Consider the following 22,064-nt stretch of genomic DNA (forward strand, 5'->3'; position numbering starts at 1 on the left):
TCACTCCTTAATACTCTACATCTGATCGCAGAACCCTCATCTGAATAAGAGAGATGATTAAAATAATAATAAAGAAGATAAAGGCAGCCGCTGTGGCATATCCCATATCCATATGTTGAAATGCATGATTATAGATAAAATAAGCAGCTGTTCTAGTAGAACCTGCAGGCCCTCCGCCAGCCATCGTTACATAAATAGGAATAAAAATCTTTAAGGCATCCATCGTTGTAATAATAATGACAAAAGCCATTACCTTCTTTAACAAAGGGAGGGTAATGGAAAAAAAACGTTTAATCGGCCCGGCACCATCTATTTGAGCGGCTTCATATAAATCATTCGGGATATTGTTTAAACCTGCTAAGAATACAATCATAAAGAAGCCCATTGACTTCCATGTTCCAAGAATAACAATACCGATCATAGCTATGTCAGGGTTAGATAAAAAAGGAAGTACAGGTAAACCAATTCCGTCTAGAATGACATTAAATAACCCTGCTTCTTTGTTATACATCATGCGAAATATAGAAGAAGCTACACCCATAGATATAATAAACGGAATAAAATAAATCGTTCTAAACACACCCACACCAGGAAATGACCGCTTCACCAATAAAGCTAACGTTAAAGCAAGTGCCGTTTGTATAGGGATAACGAGGATAGCAAAATAAAAGGAATTACCTAAGCTTTGATAAAAACTGGCATCATTCAATAAATGCTGATAATTCTCCATTCCCAAAAAAGACCGCTGATCACTGATCAGATTGACATCATAAAAACTAGTGATTAATGATTGTGCCATTGGGTTTAATATAAACAGCAGCAATAAACCAAATGCCGGCAGTATAAATAAGTAGGCAGCTACTGCTTCCCTATTGCGTTGTGAGAATATTTTCATGTATATTCATCTCCAATCTATCAAATAAAACGGTTAACGTGGAGTTATTTCGGACAGTTGTGCTGGTATAAGCTAAATGAAGAAAGAAACTGCTTCTCTCTTCATTTAGCAAAGATAACCTGACGTGATGACTACTCTGCCAAGACATTATTTATATCCTCAACCGCTCCCTCTACAGCCGTACCCACATCTGAATTATTAATAACGACCGATTCAAACAAATCGCCAAATGTTTGACTGATCACAATATAGTCTGGAGTTACTGGTCTTGGCTTTGCATATTCACGTGCTTGATCTACAAAAATTTTCATAGGATGACTGTTCAAATCTTCAAATGCCTCCATTGTTGATTCTCTAGCAGGCAGGTTTCTTGTTTTTTCATACCATACTTTTGCCCCTTCTTCACCAGTGACCCAATCAATAAACAGCCAAGCTTCATCTGGAAAATCCGACTGTGACGTAATAGCCATATTCCAACTGCCATTCGGTGTTACTTGTTCACTGTCTCTCCACAATGGTGCAATATCCCAATCTTCTCCAAATACAAAGTCAGGAAACTCATTTTCGAGATAGGCAATCTCCCACGGCCCCACAACACTAATTCCTAACACACCATTTGGAAAAGGGTCTTCTTGTTGTTCAATTGGTGCCACCCCCTCCTCATGGTACAGCGACCGGATAAAATCCAGCGCTCTGATAGATTCATCTGAATCAAGGTAACCGCTTGCTGTTGTAATATCTTCGTCTACAATATCACCACCAGCTTGCCATAGATAAGGCAATAAGGAGAATACCTGTGCCTCTCCTGGCTGCACGCCGCCCATCGATGGCTGCCAGCCATATATTCCATTTTCTGCATCGGTAATTTGTTTAGCTGCTTCCAAGACTTCCTCCCATGTCCATGCCTCTTCTGCCTCTGTTGGTGGGAGTTCCACACCATTTTCTTCAAATAGTTTTTTATTATAGAACATGGCTACACTGGCATCATTTAGTGGCGCTGCATACATTTGATCTTCATAAGTTAAACTTTCCACAACAGAGTCTAACAGGTCGTCCTTTCCACCATCTCTCTCGTAGTACTCATCCAACGGAAGAATAGCTCCATTCTCTGCATAAGAGGCAAGTGTTGGACCATCTATTTGCATGATATCCGGCGCCGTTCCCCCTGAAAGTGCCGTTCTGATTGCTGTTTCATAATCGGTTTGGATTTCCATATTTACTTTGATATTCGGATGCTCTTCCTCAAAAGATTCAATTAAATTCCGTAAGGCAGCCTCTTCCTCTGGGTGTTCATGTCTCCAAAATGAAAGTTCCACTACACCATCTTCAGAACCTCCATCTGTCGCCGAGTCATTATTACAAGCAATAAATAACACACTCATTAATACAATGGAAATCACCACTAGTATTTTTTTCATTGATTTTCACTCCTTGCTTTGATTTGTATTCCGGTTGAAAAATCACTATAACAGCAAGCTGGTTCGCCCTTTTAAATTAAATTGCTTTCATAAAGATTCGCAGACACTACACCATTCACCTCTTCGCATTATTTGATACCGGTCAGAGCCATCCCTTCGATAAAGTAGCGCTGTGCTACAAAAAAAAGGATGATGATAGGTAAGGTGGCTATCGTTGCTGCTGCCATAACTAACGGCCAGCTCTGTACATATAAACCCGAAGACAATGATGAAATTAATAAAGGTAACGTCTTATAACTTTCATCGGTAATGATCACTAAAGGCAGGAAATAGTTATTCCATGAAAACATAAAGGTAAAGATACCTAAGGCAGCCAAAGGTGCCTTCATAATGGGGAGAACAATTTGAAAAAATATCCTCATCTCGCCAGAACCATCAATTCGTGCTGCTGCCATTAGCTCACTTGGGATACCTTTCATAAACTGCCTCATTAGAAAGATACCAAAGGCAGTTGCTATATTAGGCGCAATCAACCCTGTATAAGAGTTGAGCAGCTCAAACTCTCTAAATAACATATAAATAGGGATCATCGTAATTTGAAATGGAATCATCATCGTAGCAAGCAGCAAAATAAAAATAACATCTCTGCCCCAAAAATTAAATTTGGCAAAGGCATAGCCAGCCATACTGTTCAATAACAGACCCAATATCGTTGTTACGATCGCTACATAAAAACTGTTAAAGAATATACGGCCAAAATTGGCAACATTAAAGGCCTTTTCATAATTTGCCCATTGCAAGATTTCTGGTATCCATGTCGGTGGAAACGTAAATACTTCACTGTCCGCTTTCAAAGAAGTAGAAATCATCCAAATAAAAGGTACTAACATCGTAAATGCCCCGATGACCACGATGATTATCAAACATATCCGCCCAATCCATTCTGCGTTCTTCACCATTTTTGCAGTACACTCCCTCTCTAAAGTTAACGTTCAAGTCTTGCATTGATGCGATGGTAAGCAAGCGTTAGCACCAATATCACGATAAACAGCATCACCGCCAATACAGAGGCATAACCGAAGTTGGTTTCGCTAAATCCTTTCTGATAAATATAGAAAACAATGGCATAAGTGGAACGGGCCGGCCCGCCGCCAGTCATAATATTAATTTGGTCAAAGACTTGAAAGCCGTTGATAATTAACATGGCTACCACAAAAAAAGTCACTGGTGTAAGCATCGGCCATGTAATAAAACGAAAGGATTGCAGCGGGGAGGCACCATCAATTCGGGCCGCTTCATATAAACTATTGTCAATTCCCTGCAAACCGGCCAAATAAATGACTAGATTAAAACCAATACTCTTCCATATATTGATCAAAATTAGAATGGCTAATGCTTGACTGGAGTCACCTAAGAATTGCTGTGCCGAAATTCCGAATGCTGAGAGTAATGGGTTAATCGGACCAAGCTGTGGATTAAATAACCATAACCATACAAAAGAGACAGCAACCATGGACACTACAGTCGGTAAAAAGTAAACGGCTCTAAAGAGATTGACAAACGGAAACCATTTTTGATTCAACAGTACGGCTAGCACTAAGGAGATAAACACCGTAGGGAGTAATGAACCAAATGCAAACAAAAAGGTTATCCACATCGATTTATAAAATAATTGATCCTGGAACACTAACTTATAGTTTTGCAATCCAATAAATTCAACTGGACTGATCGCATCATATCTAAGAAAACTGATCACAACACCTGCTATCGTTGGCAAAATCACAAAAATCATAATGATTAACAAAGCAGGGGAAAGAAATATCCATGGGGTCAGTGTTGCTTTGGACCATCTTTTCCTTCTAGTAAAAGGTATTGCTTTTGCATCATGCATATCGCCAACTCCTCTATTTGAAATCCGGAGTACATATAAGACTGAACTCCGGATTTGCATTTTTTCTAGTTCTGGCCAATGGAGGCATTAATACTCTCTGCTGCCTCTACTAAGGCTTCTTCTGGGTCTGCACCTTCTGTTAAGACAGATTGAATCGCATTTTCAATGTGATCTGCATAAAAATTTTGATAAGGACTAATCCATGTTTGATCTAACCATTCATTATCAAATAGATCTTTTAGATAGCCTAGCTTTTCATCAAATTCTTCTTCTGAATCGATACCTGGAACATCTGCTTCAGGCACTCCGGTTACATTCCGGAACGATTCCTCATCTTCTAGTGAACTTAACGTGGCTGGAGCTGCAACCCATAGAGACTGCCAATACACATCGAGCTGTTCCTTTTCCGTTAAAAATTGAATTAACTTCCATGCCTCATCCGGATGATCGGAATCTTTAGAGATACCAAAGGAAGAAGACATAGAACGTGATACTTTCTCTTTCCCTTTTGGAAAACTAGTCGCCTTATAATGGAAATCTGGTGCTGCATTCTTTATCGATGGCGCCATCCAGGTTCCATCGATATACATCGCTGCCTGCCCTGCCTGAAAATAGGCATCAGGTCCCATCTGTGCCTGATCACTAGTAGATGTCGTCAATTGAAAATCAACTACTAGATCCCGCCAGTATTCCAAAGCTTCAATCGCCTCTGGACTATCTACTGTCGACACCGTGCCATCTTCATTCCATATGTTCCCTCCATTAGCCATTACGAAATTCGCAAAGTTATCTGCGTTCCATCCCATGACAAAACCGTAGCGTTCGATATTGCCATTACTGCCTTTTATCGTTAGTTTCTCTGCATCTTCTAACATTTGCTCCAGCGTATAATCATGATTTGGTTCATCTAATCCTGCTTCGGCAAAGGCTTCCGGGTCATAATACAACACGGTTGAATTGGCATCTTGCGGAATCGCAAAAGTTTGATCATCTTTCTGCATCGATACCCATGAGGCTTCTGGATAATTGTCCATATCTAAATTCTCACTTTCGATATAACCATCTAAAGGGATAAACATGCCTCTGCTGATAAATTCCTGTACGTTGACACCTGGCGATCTCATCACATCAGGCAAGTCATTAGCAGCACCCAATGTAAGGTATCTGTCCCTTAACTCGTCATAATGCAAAAATTCTACTTCTATATCTGGATTCTGCTCTTCAAATTCCGGTATATAAATATCTGTATATAGCGCATTCTCAAACGGCATTCCCCAGACAGACAAACTTATTTTTACCTTGTCTCCACTGCCGCCACTATCTTCTGAACTGCAGGCATAAAGAAAAGTCGTTAACAGCAATAATAAAGACAGAAAAATCATTGTGTTATGTTTTAAAAGCCCCTTGCACACCTTGAATCTCCTCTTTTCCTTTTTAAAATTTGTATACATGTTTACGAAACCTTTTTCGATTCTTCGTTTACCTTGTTTCTGCATTCATCCTAGCTAGCCACAAAACACCAACAAGTAATCGTTTACACATTTACTGACAGCGAATAATGCTCGTTATCATCATTGATAGAATAGACGAGCCATTCGCTATACCTGCTGTTTCTAGATAATCTCCAAGCCATCCTTATCTGGCAGGGAAGGAAATGGTTGGTGTGGGGCGGTTTGATACCAATAAGCCACAGACGAAATATCATCTTGCAGTGGCAAATATCTACCTCCTGAGCGCCAGCCAAGCGCCTGAATGGTAACCTTTAATTCTTCTTCAAAACGAATCGGGTCCATAATATGCCACCTGTACATACCAAAACGCTGATTCGCCTGATAAAGCCCGTCAGGTTTAATGACTTGCGGCATTCCTAAATAAGCGGTTGAAAATGTACCATATTCCCCCTTAGGCTGCTCAAAGTTCCAAGCACCACCAAAATAATCCTCTGTACCGGTACCACAGATAGTAGGGTAATCTACATCTCCATCCATATAGAATTTTATTTCACCTTCTCCCCACCAGCCGTTATTATTTACTTGCCATGCCATATATGTTCCAACATAGTGACCTTTTCCTTTGATCCCATCTACAATCGTATGCACTTCTTTATATGGCAATGGATTGCTTCTGCGCCACTGTGCATGAAAATAAGCCACATCATTCGGAATAGTCGTTAAGCTGTAATCTATTTGATAATACAACGGGAAAGTTTCCTTACTTATATTCTCCACCGCAATCTTGGCTGATTTCCTAAAAGGCATCTCCCAGTAAGAGTTCATGCCGCCCGCTGGATTCACAGCAATAGGCAGGGAATTCACATTACATCGTTCATTCCAGCCATTACAAAAGAAATCCCCGAATGGTACTTCTACCGATGGATGTTCTTCCCCATCCCAATACATCCTGATAATCAACGATCGCCAATGAGCAGGAAAACATGTCATCCACATATGCTGAATAACGCCTGGTCCTTTAATCTCTGCAATAACATAGGTTTTGTTAGCTTCGATATCAATTGACGGAGATACTTTCCATCCCTGCCCCAAATCACGGGCACAGTTAGCACCAGTTCCTTCTGTTGCCATACCGCCTTTTCCTTTGGCTCCATCAACATTTTCAGCACTAATAGACCTTGTTTGGGCATTTGATAATCGGGACAGATTCCCCAACCCCATCCCTAAACCATTAAACTCACTCATATTACCTGTCCTTTCTGTTTTAAGTTTTATTCATCATTATCAGTTAAGTAAACCCTTACATTTCCTTATAACAAAAACATGATCATATAAACTCATCTATATTGTTGTTAATAATCAAAACACTTCTTTAAGTCTTCTTGATTAAATGGCAGGATATCAGGCAGCGGCAGACGTTGTTTTACCGGCAAAATAGGTTCGACGCTGCGATGCGGTTCTGTTTGATACCAATAAGCCGTACTGGAATAGTCATCACTTCGGTTATTATTATGGCCATGTTCAATCGTTACTTTGATAGATTGATCAAACATAATCGGATCTTGTATATGATATCGATAGGCTGAGATTTTGCCAGACCAGTTAGGCCCACCGCCTAAAATAATCCCGTGATAAGGAGTATTTTGCTCTTGCTGCGGACACCAGGCCGTATTAAAATAGTCTTCCATCCCTGTTCCATGCAAAGACGGCGGCCATGGTTCTCCATCAATAAAAATCATATCATCTCCTTCCCCATACCAATTCCATTCTTGTGTAAAGCGGAGGTTATGGATATTTAAGTTACAACCGACATAATGGCCTTTTCCTACCGTATCCAATAAGATATAATTCTGATCACCCGTTGTATTTTTACCGCCAAAACTGTACAATGCATTCGATGTGTTCTCATCTATTCCCTGTGTTAGTTCACGGCGCCAAATAGCATGGAATCTTAACTCACTATCAATCTCCTCCTTATACTGCTCATAATCAATATAAAAATAAAATTTGATCGGTGCCTCTGCATTGCTTTCGATTTCGATCTTTGCACTATTTGCAAAAGGCATTGGGAAAAAGCAGTTTAACGAACGCCCATCTTCCGGACTCATCTGTAAGGGGGCCGACCAATAATTTTTTGTTATACCATGGCCCATCCCAAAGAAATCACCAATTGGCGCCTGTACACTCGGATTTGTTTCCCCATCCCAATACATTCTGATAACGATCTTGCGATGCAGATATGCTTCGATGTCATCATTCAAGGGGGCCATTGTCATCCAGATATGTGTAATACATCCTGAACCTGCTAATTCACAAATATCCACCTTTTCATCAGGGTAAATCTCAAAATAATCGCGGTTACCGCCAGTTATATCATAACTGGATGCCCTCTTTCGTTTCGCATTACGTTCACGGTACAAATCTCTCATCGATGTTCCAATGAATGTCATCTAATTGTCCTCTCCTATTGCTGTGATAATTGTCTGCCCAGACTTCCGCCAGGATGATATAAATGAAAATCTTCTTTTGTAAAGCGTCTCATTTCACAAAGCGCTACCGCAAGGGCGTCACCAATTACTAATACAATAGTGGAACTTGTGGTAGGTGCTACTCCAATATGATCAGCTTCTTGCTCATAATGATAAGTTAAAGAAAAATCACAGGCAGTGGCTAAGGTCGATTTTCCATTAGAAGTAATAGCTATTTTTTTGGCGCCTATTTTTTTTAAAGATGGCAATAAACTTAATACTTCTGCAGTCTCTCCACTATTGGAGATCATCAGTACCACATCATGCTCTTCAATCATGCCAAGATCACCATGCACCCCTTCTGTACTATGCATGAAAAATGCTGGTGTTCCTGTACTTGCAAATGAAGCGGCCATCTTTTTACCAATATGGCCAGACTTGCCTACCCCTGTGATGACAACCTTGCCCTTACAATTATTTAATACGTCAATAACCGGTTCATAATCCGGCCCTACTTGCTCCAGCAGGATACTGATAGCATGGGCTTCTATAGCGATGGCCTTTCTGATAAATTCTAAACTAGACATACAATCCTCCTTTCAAATATATATCTTTATTTCTCAAGCTGCGGATTAAATACTTCCTGTGTCGGACCAGTTACATGCAGCACTAGCCGATCCAAGATGATTTCCCCTACTTTTACCCCCATCTTATAAGGAGACTGTTTCACACTAATTTTCCCCTTTGGATTGATCAATTGTGCTACTTCTGTCTCACCATAGGACGCTAAAAACATATCATCAGGTATGGTCAAACCTAGTTTATCCAGCTGCAGAATAACTCCGGTAGACATGGTGTTATTGAAAGACAAGACAGCGGTTGGTCGTTGATCCAAGCCCATAAAGTAATCTATCGCCTTTCTGCCGTCTTCTACACTAAAGTCTCCGTTAAAAATCAATTCATCACGTTGTACAATAGCATAATCCTCCATTGCTTTCTTATATCCTGAAAAACGTTCCACACCTGTGCTTACATTCAATGAACCATTTACTACTCCGATCAGCTTATGTTTCTGCCGGATTAGATAACTCGTTAATTGATAAGCTCCCTCGAAGTTATTTTCTACGACAAAATCCATCTTTTCATTACCGGCTTCTAATTTTCTATCTATCAAAATAACGGGGGTATCATTTTCGTGTATACTGCTGATTAACTCGTCATTCTTACCAGAAGTGGCTATGATGATGGCGTCCACACGATGTTCTAATAACAGCTTGAGCTGTTTTTCTTCTTTGTGGGGATTCTCATCACCACTCATAAATAAAAGATTATAACCTTTTTCTTGTACGACATCTTCAATTCCTTTGGATATTTTCATAAAATAAGGGTTTGAGATATCTGGTATAATTACACCAATAAGATTTGTTTTGTGCATCTTAAGGCTTTTGGCAATACTGTTTTGTCGATAGTTCAATTGTTTGGCTACAGCTAGAACTTTTTTCCGGATATCATCACTGGCATATCCTTTGTTACTTAGTACTCTGGATACGGTTGCAGTGGAAACGCCTGCTTCTCTTGCAATATCTTTGATAGTTATGTTTTTTTTCATGATAGACCGCCTTTTCTGTAATCGATTACAGTAATGATAATATAAACAGCGGTTTTTTTCAATATTGTTTCTACGTTCTCATCTTTATTTTTATCAAAAGATCCCGTCTATTTTTGTGGATATCACCTCCTTCGATTAAACTTCTTTTTGAGTTATAAATGCTTCTACTACCTGTTTATATGGCAGGGAAGGTATGGCTCCAGGTCTTGTAACAGTTAATGCTCCTACCGCATTAGCATATCGAACAACTTTTTCCAATGGTTCTCGATTAGCCAGCCCCACTCCTAACGCTCCGTTAAAGGCATCACCGGCTGCTACTGAATCTAATGGCTCTACATAAAAGGCAGGCACATGGGCAGTTCCCTCGTCATTGACAATAATAGCTCCTTTATCCGCCAATGTGATAATTACATTAGCCACACCTTTATTCAACAGGATACGTCCTGCCTGCTCAGCCTCATTCAAACTGTTAACAGATATACCTGTTAAAATCTCTGCCTCAGACTCATTTGGTGTCAGATAGGTGATCTTGCTTAACAAATCATCACTCAGCTTGGCAGCGGGAGCAGGGTTTAAAATAACAGGTGTTTGATATAAACAAGCCAAATCCACCGCTTTTTCGACTAAGTCGAGATTTGTTTCTAATTGTAAAATAATAATTTCTGCTTCACGAATTAAGTCGGTTACCTGCTCCAATTCGTCGGGATGATAAGCGGCATTAGCACCGGGAACAACAATGATACGATTGTCTCCATTTTTATCCAACGTAACTGAGCCTACCCCTGTTGGATGAAGAGGATCTCGCAACATATAATCCGTGTTCACCCCTTCTTTGTTGAGAGTGTTAATTGCTTCATTGCCAAATTCATCTATACCTAATTTGCCAATCATTGTTACCTTTTTGCCTAAACGCGCGGCTGTTACCGCTTGATTCGCCCCTTTTCCACCTGGGTACCTGGCAAAGCTGTCACCGATAATGGTTTCCCCATTTTCCGGTACCCGAGGAGCCCTGACAACTAAGTCCATCATAAAACTGCCAATCACTAAAATACTCACTATATCTACTTCCTTTACATTGGAATTAAGCACTTATCACGATGTGTAATCGTTATCACATTTTCATTAAAAAATATCTATTTATACGTGGTATTAGCTTATTAATACATAATAAATAGAAAATCAGCTAGGAAATTAAGGTTTCGGTAAACGATTACAGATATCATACTATATATTTTTTATAATATCAATACCTTTTTTATCACTTTTTTCTTTATGGTCGATTGATTCCTGCTTCAACCATTGCAAACTCTCCATTTGCCACGACTTTTTTTGACCCTGTTATACTTATGTTGACTAATCAGGGACAGCACTCTAATGGAGGCAAGTTCGCCGGTAAGCCTTATTTTCCTGCTAAAATGGAATAGCCACGCAGCTTAATATGATATTCCTATACTCTATCATATAAAAAGCCTGTGTTCATCAATTACTGACAACACAGGCTTTCATCGTGGTCTAGGAAATTATAAAATACTCGCTTGAGGATAATTATTTACAAACGAATAGCCACGTCTAGCTCCGAGCGCCCAGCAACTAGCGCAAATTCACTCAGCTTCGTACGTTGCTGTGACGAGCAGGACGTGCTAATGCAGGTGTTGTTGCGGCACATTGTCACGATTTTAGCCTGTAAGGGTGCTCTGAGCTTTTGTTCTTAATGATCCTTATCTAGCGGTACCGGCGGTCGATCTCCTAATGGCACCTTCCAATGCCACCACTTAAATATTCTCGCTAAGATAAAACAGCCAATCGAAATGGCCAAATAGATACCAACAAAGGTCCAATGCTGGCCGGCTAACAACATCACGGGACCGGCTGACCAAGCAAATAATTCTAATGGTGTATTCAACGGCCCCACCACGGCTGTATCTGTAAGAGTTTTCGATTTATTATTCGGATCAATAATTCTTAATAAGGTAAGGCCGATAGCAAATACTCCGGTGGAATACCCATACACAAAAATAGAACGCTCAAACCAGCTTTCATAGTTCATTACCGGACCGATGATGACAAGCATTACCACTACGACAATAATACCGGAGAGCATTAATAAAGTAAGCGGAATCGCATATTCCATAATAACCGGCAGCTGGATGGAAGCTACTCCAAAGAAGACAAGATAATCGGTAGCTGAACTGCCGATACGATCTACCACTTTACTGTCCACATATTTATAGACGCCTTTTTTGCCTCTGCCTAACACGACATACATTAATATGGCGATTAGGAAAGCAATCGTAAAGGTAGGAAACTCCAACCCCCATGTTTCTGCAATATAATTGTTTACTAAATAACCTAAACCAGCCGGAACAATTAATAAAGCCAAATGAAATGCTAATGGGTCAAGCGCAATTGGCGATACCGTATCCTCCCCCATTGATGTCCTATTTTCCCGCTTTACCAAGCCTGTTTTCAAATCATCTGATATGTCAGAGAAATTGACATAATGGGTATAACCTTTTCGAGTGGCCCATTTGATAAAAATAAGTCCGCCAAAAATACCAGCTAAGATACCGCCAGTCGCAGCGGTCATCCCCAAATCTGTCGCATTGGCCCACCCCATATTCTCAAAGGTGGTTCCTATAGCCGCTGCAGTCCCATGACCTCCATAGAATCCAGCCGCTAGTAACAAACCAAAACCATAATTAATCTCTGGCATAAGCTGTGAAATCACCAATATCGAAAAAATAATCGGAACAGCCACTTGCAAAGCAATACCGAGTACCTTATAAACGGCGTATGCCCCCATTCGATTAATATCTCGTTTCATATTACCCGGTGAAAAGGAGAAACCATTGATCCCTACTGCAGCAAAAACTAATATCGTGATGACACCCGCATAAGAACTGATATTTTCCGACAAAGGCAATATATCAAGAAAACTAGGCCCTAACAGCAAGCCCATAAACCCTGCTAGCAAACTGGCAGGGATAAAACTTCTTTGAATAAACTTGAGTTTTGCCCGCAGGAACATTCCCAATAAAATAAGAAGGCTGGCACAAGCAAAATCCATTAAAAATGTATATATGGTCATCTTTCTTCTCCTTCAATTACATAAAATGTATAATTTTTACTCTTTCTCAATGCAAGATAAAAGGTTCACCTTACGTTTTGACAGCATCGATTAGAAAAACTTGGCTTATTGCCAAGTTATCCTATAATCTATAATCCTATAGTATAAAATTAGTTGATGTTATACTTGTCGCTGGTGGTGCAGGATTAAGCTTTTCTTCCTCCATATCTAATAAACGCTCTGGCTGGATCCAAGGTCTGTCTTGAATAGCACTTGTCTCTTCATGAGTAAGATATCCTTTATAAGCAGTCAAGCTTCTTCGCAAAAATCCATCATGTATACACGCCTCTTTAACACCTGTATTTAAAATCGAGCGGATATGCGGCAGAACAGAAGCGGCATAAGCAAGTGATGTAGAATGAGCAATTGCACCAGGGATATTACTTACACAGTAATGCACAACGCCATTTTCAACATAGGTTGGATTGTCATGTGTCGTTTCACGGAATGACTCAATAGCACCATTTGCATCATTACTGATATCGACAAGGACAGAACCTTTCTCCATAAGATGTAACATATCACGATCAATTAGATAATCTGTATTTTCCTTCGGCCATTTGACACAGTTCATCACCATATCAGTTTCTGGAAGCAGCTTTCTAATATTTTCTTTTGTTGATAATTGCGTATTTACCTTTTCATTATACGTCTTTCCAACTTCTCGAAGCAATCCATAATTAATATCCATTATCGTACACCATGCACCTAGAGAGTGGAGAACTTGTAAAGCTGAACGGCCTACTAATCCAGCACCTAAGATCAATACTTTCATACCAGGCGCCCCTGCTAACCCGCTGACAAATTTGCCTTTTCCACCATTAATAGTTTGCATGGCTTGCAGCCCCATCAATGCACCTTGTTTACCTGCCGCCTCACAGTTAACAGAACCAAATCGATGAGAATCTTCTGCTGTAAATGCAATACATTTACTATCCAAGATAGCTTGTACCTGTTCAGGGTGTGCAGCAGGATGGATACAGGTATACACAATTTGGTTCTCTCTTAATAAATCATATTCATCTTCTTCGATCTCTTTTACTTTTGCCAGGAAATCACAACGCTCATACATTTCTGCTGCAGTTGCAACGATTTCGGCACCTTCTTGCTTATACTGGTCATCGGTAAAACCTGCTGCCAGGCCTGCGTCTTTTTCAACTAGAACGGTATGGCCGTCTCCTTTTATCGTCGCAATTTCTACAGGGGTTAAAACAACACGATACTCACCGATTTTTTTATCTTTTAAAACTCCAAAAATCATGTTTATTCCTCCAATATTTGTGTAAGGACTGTTTAACTGCCAAGTATTTCTTCTTTCCTATTATCTCAACAACGAGATATTTGTTTGGCAGAAGCGCCCTGCAATATATATTTAACAAGTGTTATTTACATTCATTTCACTAAACACCGATCTTACTATTATATCAATTTTTTTAGTTGGTTTCTAATTATTTTTATAGCTTTTCACACTGTACAAACAGGGGCAGTGTATGTCAAGATGAAAAATAACGGTTTTATTCCTGACAGTCACACTTTCTATTATACTAATCAGAAAAACCTGTGTTGCGAATAGGCGACAACACAGGTTTTTCTGCTCCTCTGACTACTCCCATTTTGCTGTCAAAGAATATGTATAGGCATCCATCTGTTTCAATAACTCTGCTGGTTCAGAAGCAACCACAATTAAATCTTTATACATGTCCTTCATAAAACCTTCCGCAATAGTGTGGTCTAACATGGCAATTAACGGGTCATAAAAGCCATCGACATTTAATAGCCCGCAAGGTTTTTGGTGATAACCTAACTGCGCCCAAGTAAACACTTCAAACCACTCTTCTAATGTTCCTGCTCCGCCAGGCAGTGCAATAAAACCTTCTGCTAAGGAGGCCATTTTTGCCTTTCTTTCATGCATATCCTTAACAATAAATAATTCTGTCAGGCTGTTATGAGCTATTTCTACATCCTTTAACTTTTGTGGAATAACACCAATTACCTCCCCTTGATGATGCAGGGCAGCATCTGCCAAGGCACCCATACAGCCAACTTGGGAGCCGCCGTATATTAGTGTTCGGCTCTTCTCTGCCAGTTCTCTGCCCATCTCTTGTGCTGCCTCCGTATATGTATGCTTGCTGCCGGGACTAGATCCACAGAATACAGCTATTTTATCTATTTTCATTTAGAATCACCTGCTTGATATCTATTCAATAATTTATCTTTATGTGCGGTAAAAATATCTTCTAGCTCAATATTATATTGATTGGCAATAACGACTACATTCCCTAACACATCTCCCAGCTCTTCCGTAAGTGCTTGTTTATTCTCCTCGTCATTACCCGTTGTCTCATCTGGGCGGTCCCTGCCGATCTCAAGTGCACGAATAGCTCTTGCTACTTCTCCAGTCTCCTCGGCTAAAAAGCCGATTCGAACAAAAATATCAAAATCATGCCATCCTCTATTTCGATAGTACGCTTCGATCCACTCTTGAAATTCTCTCATATCCATTTCCTTGCACACCTTTCTATGATCAAACAATAGGCAGATTTTATCACAGTGTCAACTGTTCACAAGTCTCTGCCTATTTTTTATTATCTATTATTTTAGCTTTCCAATAAAGGATAAGCAAAGGTATAACACAACAGCTGACTAGTACACCTCTCAAAATATGAAGTTACCCGCATTTTTGTCTGCTGATTGGTTTTCCAAGACAGATCATTTAAGTAATCATTCTTAATCATGGTTGCTCACTATAAGCTGGTATTGCTTTTTCTAACTCTTAAGAACCTTCTCTTTTCTCTTTATTTTACCAGGCAGCTTTAATGCCAAAGCAAACACAGCTACACAGAAAACAAAACAAATCATCGCGACCAGATGCAAATGCTGATCATCCAAATGACGATTAAACGTCAAACCAAGTAAACTGGAAGATAAAATCGCTCCCAAATACCTGCTTGTCTGAAAAAGACCAGAGGCTGAACCTGTTTCTTCTGGTTTCACATGTTCATAAAGTGCTGTTTGCATCGATACATTAGTAAAGCCGTTGCTCATTCCCAGAACAGCCATAATGATAAGCAGCCAGAACAATGGTGATGTTTCATGATACGTTAACAACAGCCCTGTCCCAGCCAAAAGCAAGGCAGCCCCGATAACCAGTGGCAGCTTGGAACCATATTTGTCAATGATACGACCTGCCAGCGGAGAAACAATCACACCAAAGCCTGCCAATGATAGCATAATCAAGCCCGTATGCTGTTCACTGTAATGACGAACTTGTTGCAGAAACGTCGGAAATCCAAAAAAATAACAATAATAAATGAGGTTAATACTCATAAATTGCAGATAAATAAATGACACGTTATGGTTTTTCGTTAATCCTTTCATATCAATAAATGGCTCCGTTTGTTTTATTTCATAAACATAAAAACCTATTCCTGCAGCTAAAAATAGCAGCAATGCCCACCAACGGATAGTCTGATCCAGTGAGAGCAAAAATAATATGATGCCCACCATTGCTGTAATAAATAAACTTATCCCCACAAAATCGATTCGCTTTATCTCAAACTTCCCTTGCTCCGTATTTGGTAAGATAAATAAAGCCAATACAAAGGACAATATAATAAACGGAAAGTTAATCAGAAAAATGGATTGCCAATCCCATGCTGCAATCAGGAAACCACCAATGGAAGGTCCAAAAGCAGCTGATGTGGAAGCAAAAACAGATAGTATAGCTAGTGCCTTCCCCTGCCCTTTTGTTATATGCTTTCGAACCATGCTCATTCCACTAGGGAATAATGTCGAACTGCCAAGCGCCTGCAAAGCACGACAGCCTAAAAGAAAAGGGAAATTCGGCGAAAGCGGTGCCAGCATAGAAGCTGCTGCTACAAGAATTAACCCTGCTATAAACAACCTTTTGGGACCGAACATATCACTTAATTTTCCCATTACAGGCTGTCCAGCCGCACTCGCAAGATAGAAGATAGAAATAAGCCAGCTAGCATCAGCAAATGTTAGCGCAAATTCATGCTGCATTCTGGTCAATGCCACCGAAATCATCGAGGAATTCAGTGGATTAAGCAATGTTCCAAGCCCAATAGTTACAATAAGCAACCAACGTTTTCGTATTTTTTCAGTCATTATCATCACCTAGAATAGTATGTAGTCAATTTAAAACAATATACCTAGCATAGGGGAATTTAGGCAAACTGAAAAGTTTTTTAAAAAAATATGTGATTCCGAACATGGATAAACTATTTAGACACTTGAAGTATGCTGGAGAAAGAAAAATAAATATGCTAATAAAGAAAAAATATATTGCCATAACATCCGATTTAAGAAAATGTTAAGAAACGCTTTATTCTTGTTTTTGCAGGTATCAGCTATGCATTATTCACTATCCTATTAAATGGCATCTCGTCACCCATATTACTTGGTCAACTACAAGGTCCGCTAACGAATCCATTTGCTACTATGATTAGCATCTTTGTGACTAATATTATTTTGGGTTTTATAATAGGTGCCATTGCAGCTGCCATACTTTACAGCAGAAAGACAGAAAAAAATAATACCTGATCAAAAGCGACAGAGATAAAACAAGTGAGTTAACATGAGAATTATCCTTGCCGCATTTCATCTATCCATAAGAAAAACAGCTATTTATTAAATTTCCATTATTCTTCCAAAATGTTATCGTTAAGAAAGGAATAAATCAATTTCCAGGAGGGATTATGTATGACAAATGATTTTTATTGCGATGAAGTGCTCAGCGGTAATACTCCAGTTGATAAAGTGTTGGAAACAGACAATGTATTGGCCTATTATCATACCAAACCTTCTTATCCAGTACATATCGTGGCCATACCTAAGCACCATATCTCCTCTTTGATTACTTTGGAAGAAAACGATAATCAACTGCTGCTAGAACTATTTGATGTTATCAAAAAAGTGGCGGCTATGGTTACAGAGGCAAAAGGCGCTTGCAAAGTAATTACCAATCTAGGGGACTACCAAGACTCCAAACACCTTCACTGGCATATTATTTCCGGCAAAGCATTGAAATCATAAACAAAAGACTTGTTCACATTATTTTGGATTAACTATGTAAAAATGCTGGATTCCACCGATTCAACTACCGAATCCAGCACTTGCTGTTATCCCAGTTCTATTAGCTGAGACAAAACCAACAGCCCCACCTTCTACGCACTGAGAAACTCGTCTTCTTTCCGTATGTCTGGCTTTTCATATTTTTTGCGGTCATAAGTAAGGATTGTCTGCCTCCATGTTTTTCCTTATTGTCAGTCAAACTAGTTGATAAAATATACTGGGATATTTCGCTCTCCGTTCACCTCTAACACTTTAAGTAAATAATGGATTATGTTTCATAATAACAAGCCAGGGTATATAGTTAACAATCTTATCGTAAAAGAAATTCGAGGCTGGTACTCAAACTTAAATGCCCAGTTCATTCAAATTCTAATAGCAACTTTCTCTGTAATTTAAATTTTTTGATTTATTTTTCAATCCACCGTATTGGAGGTTCAGTTATGAGCAGTAAGGCTATATTATTTTTGATACTTTTCCTGCCTATTTCGATAATAAGTTTAACTGTTCTGTATATTTCAGGCTATCTATCTTTAGGAACAGGCATATCAAGTATTATCATGTCTGCCTTAGTTGGGTGGGGAACTACTAAATTAAATGAACTGGAAGGAAAGGCGAAAAGAAAACAAAATAATAGTTGATTCAAGATAGGATTCCCATCAATGAATAGTCATTCTTTAATGATTCTGACTTAACTCATGAGTTCCTTTTCGCAAGGGTTATTCATTTTTCCGTAATAGCTCACACCGAAATGATCATCTGCAGCAAAAGGATAGATATAAGCTAGTTTTTCTGCTAAAGAGGCTTCACTTCCTCTATTCATAAAGGCTGTCCAACAACGAACACTGTCAGATATATGCTGAGAGAACCTTTGGATCACTTCTCCCTGTGTTTGCTCATCTTTCTGATGAATAGCTTGATACAGCAATTCACCAGTCAAGCGAATCGCCTTCATACCAGACTCCGCCTTCTGTTTTTGCATGATGGTAGTCATCGTTTCTACACTTCGGTATAAGCCCAAAGAAATATTGCAGTAGATAGGAGCGATTAGACTCATACTGCCATACAGCTTTTATCTAATCGCTCTTTCTTTTCATTTGATCATCATAAGGTTTCTCAAAAGAAAAACGCCAACCAATCATTTCCTTCCGTCTCTACTACCTTTACAACAAAAGACTTAGGGTAACATTCTATCCATACGCTTCTACAATCCGCTCATACTCTGTCTCTGTAATAGAGATAATTGATCCATGTCGTGGTTTGCCGCCATCTGCATTTTTCGGGAGTCCAAGACGCAGTTTATCAGCTACACTAACCCAGCTGTTGGGAACTGTCAGATCATTGCTTGCAAAACCGATATAATGATTCGGTCCTCCATGATAGTTTGGCTGATCGATAAATAAATACCAGCGATAACCATGGAGATCACCAGGATTCGCTGGGAAAATACATGGCCCTTCACCGCCAGTAAACAGTTTGCCTTCTCCATTTGGCAGTCCATTGGCAACTTTTTCGCCCAAAGTCACCCATTGATCAAGCGGACCTTTATCAGAGGCATAGCTGCCCCCGCTTACTGTTGCGAGTAGATCAGCGGAACGATCCAAACGAATGGTCATTGTCTCCTCTTCCTTCATAAAGCGATAATACACACCGTCCTCTTTCGCTATCACCGCATCAATTGTTCCTTTTCCTTGCCCTCGATCTACATCGACCCAAACTTTGGGCTCTGAAAAGGTTAGAAAATCCTCTGTTGTAACATATATCATTCGATTGTAGGTGATATCTGAACGCATCTGAATATCATCTGTTGAATAGAGGTTCGAAGCCCAGAAGACGACATACTGTTTGATTTCCTCACACCAGAAGGCTTTTGGCGCCCAAGTGTTCCCTGCAAATTCACCAGACACCTCGACATGGCGCTGTTTGGACCAATGGACAAGATCATCCGAGACGAAAATTTCAATATGACGCGAACCATCAATTTGTGCCGTATGGAATCCATGGCCATGCCTGTTGGCAATTTTCAAATCTGTGGCAATCAAGTAAAATCGGCTGCCGTCATGTGCTCGAATCAGAAACGGATCCCTTAATCCGTATTCTCCAGCTTCGGAGGAAAACAACGGCTTTCCCTGATTCAAAGTTTGCCAGGCCAAGGCATCATTTCCTTTGGATATAGCGAGACTAATACACTCTGCGCCATCTCCTTCACCGGTAAAAAAAGCCCAAAGGTAGGCGGAACTCTCTTGTTCTCTCTTATCATTCACTATACTTGTCCCCCTTTTTTATCTATTAATCAACAATCACAGGACGCATCAGACCATCTTGATTAAAATCAAGCGGCGAAATACAGGTTTCCCGGTGATAACCTTTTCCTTCTGGAAACTGCTCCAATGGCGTACCAAAGCGGTGATAAGCAATATAAAAGCTGTCCGTACCTGGTATTTGTAAGATGCTATGATGCCCTGTGCCTAGAATATGCTTGGCACTGTTTTTCGTTAGAATAGGATACTTATACTCTATCGGGCCATATAAAGAAGTGGATACCCCATAATTTACATGATAGTTTTCACTTCCCGTATCATCACAAGACCATGTGAAATGATAGAGATTATCTCGCTTCAATACCGTAACCGCTTCGCGAAAGTTTTCCAAACCTCTTAAATTCTTGATTGTTTCTTCATGAATCCCTGCCATATCTTCTGTTAATTTTGCAATAGCACCTGTCTCCCCATTTCCAAACAGTATATAGTATTCTCCAGCTTCTTCATAAATGGCGGGATCAATCATCTGAGCCATGTCTAAGCCGTATTGATCGATCATTTCTGGTGTCAAGATAGGTTCTGCTTCGGCAGTGAATGGTCCTGTTGGCGAACTGCTTTGGGCCATACCGATACAAGAAAGACCATCAGGTCGTTTTCCACAAAAATAGTAGTAATAGTATCCGTTACGTGATGTGATACATGGCGCCCAAGCACTGCCAACCGCCCATGGCACCTGATCAGATGTCAGTTGGACAATTTCCACAGCATCTTCAAACTGGTCTAAATCTTTGGATTGAAATACCTTGAAACTAGTGCCAGACCAGCCTGTAAAACCGTCTGTTGTCGGATATAAATAAAACATGCCGTTAAAGGACACAAGATCAGGGTCAGCATGTAATCCAGGCAGCACAGGATTCTTTTGATCGTAATAGCGAAGGAGACGTTGATATTCATCTGTGGTAATCGGCAGCACGCCACCATGGCGCTTCTGATGTTGACCAAAATCGTACGCCTCCTCGTCTAATACTGTAAAATGACCGCTAGACAGATGATTCGATTGTAAAATCATGTAACCTTTTCCTTCCATAAAGCGATCCACAATTAAACACCAGGTATTACCGTCAGGTAGCTGATAAATTTCCGGCCCTTCCACGCCCGCTAACTCTTCCAGAACAGGTGATGATACGTTCTCATATATTCCGGTCAGGTTTTTGGCCCGTTCCATGATAATTCGGCTGGTTGTCTCATCTTTGGTAAATCGATAGTAATACCCATTTTCATAGGCAACCGTACTATCGATCACATCTCTATCTTTCTCCATATAGACAAATGGGTCACTAAATCCCTTAAAATCAGCTGTATAGGAAGCATACATTCGATGTTTTCCATCTACTTTAGAAGCCCAAAAGACTAAAAAGGATTCCTTCTCCTCATCATAAATGGCTTCAGGTGCCCAGACATTGCCAGCTTCCGGTACACCTACTGACACAGCTCGAGGTCCTTCCCAGTAAACAAGATCAGTAGATTCCCAAATGATAATGTCACGGCTCCCCTTTTCCTGCGCATATTCCCAGCCCAGTCCTTTTTCGATACGTAAGTCTGTCGCAATGATATAAAACTTCCCATGCTTAGCATCGCGGATTAGAAACGGATCACGAACCCCTTCCTCACCAATAGTAGACTGCAAAACCGGCTGACCTGTATTCAGATCGTGAAAATGCAAGCCATCCTGACTGACACTAAAATAAACTTGCTCCCCATTTTTCTCTTCTCCAATAAAATGAACCAATACATATGCTGACATCCACTTTAATTCCTTTCTACTCACTCTAGATAATAAGTTTTATTTA

The 22,064-nt window shown here is 40.0% G+C and carries 20 protein-coding genes; 2 read left to right on the top strand and 18 right to left on the bottom strand.

Annotated elements, in window-relative coordinates; translation table 11 throughout:
- Positions 1 to 7 precede the first annotated feature (7 nt).
- The 15 genes from JOD18_RS03490 to JOD18_RS03560 form a co-directional block, all read right to left on the bottom strand.
- Positions 8 to 895: a carbohydrate ABC transporter permease gene (locus tag JOD18_RS03490; protein WP_204667553.1), complete on the bottom strand. Its 888-nt coding sequence runs from the start codon at positions 893 to 895 to the stop codon at positions 8 to 10.
- 131 nt (positions 896 to 1,026) lie between these two features.
- The gene (locus JOD18_RS03495; protein ID WP_204667554.1) at positions 1,027 to 2,313 is read right to left on the bottom strand and encodes an ABC transporter substrate-binding protein; all 1,287 of its coding nucleotides are present in this window, start codon (positions 2,311 to 2,313) and stop codon (positions 1,027 to 1,029) included.
- Between the two features lie 128 nt (positions 2,314 to 2,441).
- A complete protein-coding gene (locus JOD18_RS03500) occupies positions 2,442 to 3,272 on the bottom strand; it encodes a carbohydrate ABC transporter permease (protein WP_204667555.1) in 831 nt (276 codons plus the stop codon).
- 26 nt (positions 3,273 to 3,298) lie between these two features.
- Positions 3,299 to 4,204 (bottom strand): carbohydrate ABC transporter permease, encoded by a 906-nt coding sequence (locus JOD18_RS03505; RefSeq protein ID WP_204667556.1) that lies wholly within the window; start codon positions 4,202 to 4,204, stop codon positions 3,299 to 3,301.
- Positions 4,205 to 4,269: 65 nt separating this feature from the next.
- Positions 4,270 to 5,616, bottom strand: coding sequence for an extracellular solute-binding protein (locus JOD18_RS03510; protein ID WP_204667557.1), 1,347 nt, complete (start codon positions 5,614 to 5,616; stop codon positions 4,270 to 4,272).
- 201 nt (positions 5,617 to 5,817) lie between these two features.
- Positions 5,818 to 6,900, bottom strand: coding sequence for a glycoside hydrolase family 172 protein (locus tag JOD18_RS03515; protein ID WP_204667558.1), 1,083 nt, complete (start codon positions 6,898 to 6,900; stop codon positions 5,818 to 5,820).
- A 107-nt stretch (positions 6,901 to 7,007) separates the two neighbouring features.
- Positions 7,008 to 8,105 carry a glycoside hydrolase family 172 protein gene (locus JOD18_RS03520; RefSeq protein WP_204667559.1) on the bottom strand — a complete coding sequence of 366 codons (1,098 nt, stop codon included), beginning with the start codon at positions 8,103 to 8,105 and terminating at the stop codon, positions 7,008 to 7,010.
- 14 nt (positions 8,106 to 8,119) lie between these two features.
- Positions 8,120 to 8,710 carry a KpsF/GutQ family sugar-phosphate isomerase gene (locus JOD18_RS03525; RefSeq protein ID WP_204667560.1) on the bottom strand — a complete coding sequence of 197 codons (591 nt, stop codon included), beginning with the start codon at positions 8,708 to 8,710 and terminating at the stop codon, positions 8,120 to 8,122.
- 26 nt (positions 8,711 to 8,736) lie between these two features.
- Entirely contained in the window at positions 8,737 to 9,732 is a 996-nt protein-coding gene (locus tag JOD18_RS03530; protein WP_204667561.1) for a LacI family DNA-binding transcriptional regulator, read from the bottom strand.
- Positions 9,733 to 9,867: 135 nt separating this feature from the next.
- Positions 9,868 to 10,788 carry a ribokinase gene (gene rbsK, locus JOD18_RS03535; RefSeq protein WP_204667562.1) on the bottom strand — a complete coding sequence of 307 codons (921 nt, stop codon included), beginning with the start codon at positions 10,786 to 10,788 and terminating at the stop codon, positions 9,868 to 9,870.
- A 652-nt stretch (positions 10,789 to 11,440) separates the two neighbouring features.
- A complete protein-coding gene (locus JOD18_RS03540; protein WP_204667563.1) occupies positions 11,441 to 12,820 on the bottom strand; it encodes a sodium/glutamate symporter in 1,380 nt (459 codons plus the stop codon).
- Positions 12,821 to 12,956: 136 nt separating this feature from the next.
- Positions 12,957 to 14,120: an alanine dehydrogenase gene (locus tag JOD18_RS03545; RefSeq protein WP_204667564.1), complete on the bottom strand. Its 1,164-nt coding sequence runs from the start codon at positions 14,118 to 14,120 to the stop codon at positions 12,957 to 12,959.
- A gap of 342 nt (positions 14,121 to 14,462) precedes the next feature.
- Positions 14,463 to 15,035, bottom strand: coding sequence for an LOG family protein (locus JOD18_RS03550; protein WP_239587897.1), 573 nt, complete (start codon positions 15,033 to 15,035; stop codon positions 14,463 to 14,465).
- Complete coding sequence (locus tag JOD18_RS03555) at positions 15,032 to 15,361, bottom strand: MazG nucleotide pyrophosphohydrolase domain-containing protein (RefSeq protein WP_204667565.1); 330 nt, start codon at positions 15,359 to 15,361, stop codon at positions 15,032 to 15,034. Before JOD18_RS03555 ends, JOD18_RS03550 begins: the two co-directional genes overlap by 4 nt.
- A 264-nt stretch (positions 15,362 to 15,625) precedes the next feature.
- Positions 15,626 to 16,990: an MFS transporter gene (locus JOD18_RS03560; protein WP_204667566.1), complete on the bottom strand. Its 1,365-nt coding sequence runs from the start codon at positions 16,988 to 16,990 to the stop codon at positions 15,626 to 15,628.
- Positions 16,991 to 17,584: 594 nt separating this feature from the next.
- Here JOD18_RS03560 and JOD18_RS03565 point away from each other — a divergent pair.
- Together JOD18_RS03565 and JOD18_RS03570 are read left to right on the top strand one after the other, a co-directional pair.
- Positions 17,585 to 17,917 carry an HIT domain-containing protein gene (locus JOD18_RS03565; RefSeq protein WP_204667567.1) on the top strand — a complete coding sequence of 111 codons (333 nt, stop codon included), beginning with the start codon at positions 17,585 to 17,587 and terminating at the stop codon, positions 17,915 to 17,917.
- 479 nt (positions 17,918 to 18,396) lie between these two features.
- On the top strand, positions 18,397 to 18,594 hold the full coding sequence (locus JOD18_RS03570; protein WP_204667568.1) for a hypothetical protein: 198 nt from the start codon (positions 18,397 to 18,399) through the stop codon (positions 18,592 to 18,594).
- Between the two features lie 50 nt (positions 18,595 to 18,644).
- Here JOD18_RS03570 and JOD18_RS03575 read toward each other — a convergent pair whose 3' ends face one another.
- From JOD18_RS03575 to JOD18_RS03585, 3 genes are all read right to left on the bottom strand, one after another.
- Positions 18,645 to 18,947, bottom strand: a complete 303-nt coding sequence (locus tag JOD18_RS03575) for a hypothetical protein (RefSeq protein WP_204667569.1) — start codon at positions 18,945 to 18,947, stop codon at positions 18,645 to 18,647.
- 196 nt (positions 18,948 to 19,143) lie between these two features.
- A complete protein-coding gene (locus tag JOD18_RS03580; RefSeq protein WP_204667570.1) occupies positions 19,144 to 20,217 on the bottom strand; it encodes a glycoside hydrolase family 43 protein in 1,074 nt (357 codons plus the stop codon).
- 25 nt (positions 20,218 to 20,242) lie between these two features.
- Positions 20,243 to 22,018 carry a glycoside hydrolase family 43 protein gene (locus JOD18_RS03585; protein WP_204667571.1) on the bottom strand — a complete coding sequence of 592 codons (1,776 nt, stop codon included), beginning with the start codon at positions 22,016 to 22,018 and terminating at the stop codon, positions 20,243 to 20,245.
- Positions 22,019 to 22,064: the final 46 nt, after the last annotated feature.

The organism is Gracilibacillus alcaliphilus (assembly GCF_016909015.1).
Classification (GTDB): domain Bacteria; phylum Bacillota; class Bacilli; order Bacillales; family Amphibacillaceae; genus Gracilibacillus; species Gracilibacillus alcaliphilus.

What these genes read in the sequence shown, in the direction of transcription:
- JOD18_RS03520 (WP_204667559.1), bottom strand. Translation starts at nt 8,105, where the DNA reads ATGACATTCATTGGAACATCGATGAGAGATTTGTACCGTGAACGTAAT.
- JOD18_RS03495 (WP_204667554.1), bottom strand. Translation starts at nt 2,313, where the DNA reads ATGAAAAAAATACTAGTGGTGATTTCCATTGTATTAATGAGTGTGTTA.
- JOD18_RS03565 (WP_204667567.1), top strand. Translation starts at nt 17,585, where the DNA reads ATGACAAATGATTTTTATTGCGATGAAGTGCTCAGCGGTAATACTCCA.
- JOD18_RS03530 (WP_204667561.1), bottom strand. Translation starts at nt 9,732, where the DNA reads ATGAAAAAAAACATAACTATCAAAGATATTGCAAGAGAAGCAGGCGTT.
- JOD18_RS03490 (WP_204667553.1), bottom strand. Translation starts at nt 895, where the DNA reads ATGAAAATATTCTCACAACGCAATAGGGAAGCAGTAGCTGCCTACTTA.
- JOD18_RS03505 (WP_204667556.1), bottom strand. Translation starts at nt 4,204, where the DNA reads ATGCATGATGCAAAAGCAATACCTTTTACTAGAAGGAAAAGATGGTCC.
- JOD18_RS03560 (WP_204667566.1), bottom strand. Translation starts at nt 16,990, where the DNA reads ATGACTGAAAAAATACGAAAACGTTGGTTGCTTATTGTAACTATTGGG.
- JOD18_RS03585 (WP_204667571.1), bottom strand. Translation starts at nt 22,018, where the DNA reads ATGTCAGCATATGTATTGGTTCATTTTATTGGAGAAGAGAAAAATGGG.
- JOD18_RS03570 (WP_204667568.1), top strand. Translation starts at nt 18,397, where the DNA reads ATGAGCAGTAAGGCTATATTATTTTTGATACTTTTCCTGCCTATTTCG.
- JOD18_RS03525 (WP_204667560.1), bottom strand. Translation starts at nt 8,710, where the DNA reads ATGTCTAGTTTAGAATTTATCAGAAAGGCCATCGCTATAGAAGCCCAT.
- JOD18_RS03550 (WP_239587897.1), bottom strand. Translation starts at nt 15,035, where the DNA reads ATGAAAATAGATAAAATAGCTGTATTCTGTGGATCTAGTCCCGGCAGC.
- JOD18_RS03540 (WP_204667563.1), bottom strand. Translation starts at nt 12,820, where the DNA reads ATGACCATATATACATTTTTAATGGATTTTGCTTGTGCCAGCCTTCTT.
- JOD18_RS03545 (WP_204667564.1), bottom strand. Translation starts at nt 14,120, where the DNA reads ATGATTTTTGGAGTTTTAAAAGATAAAAAAATCGGTGAGTATCGTGTT.
- JOD18_RS03555 (WP_204667565.1), bottom strand. Translation starts at nt 15,361, where the DNA reads ATGGATATGAGAGAATTTCAAGAGTGGATCGAAGCGTACTATCGAAAT.
- JOD18_RS03500 (WP_204667555.1), bottom strand. Translation starts at nt 3,272, where the DNA reads ATGGTGAAGAACGCAGAATGGATTGGGCGGATATGTTTGATAATCATC.
- JOD18_RS03575 (WP_204667569.1), bottom strand. Translation starts at nt 18,947, where the DNA reads ATGACTACCATCATGCAAAAACAGAAGGCGGAGTCTGGTATGAAGGCG.
- JOD18_RS03515 (WP_204667558.1), bottom strand. Translation starts at nt 6,900, where the DNA reads ATGAGTGAGTTTAATGGTTTAGGGATGGGGTTGGGGAATCTGTCCCGA.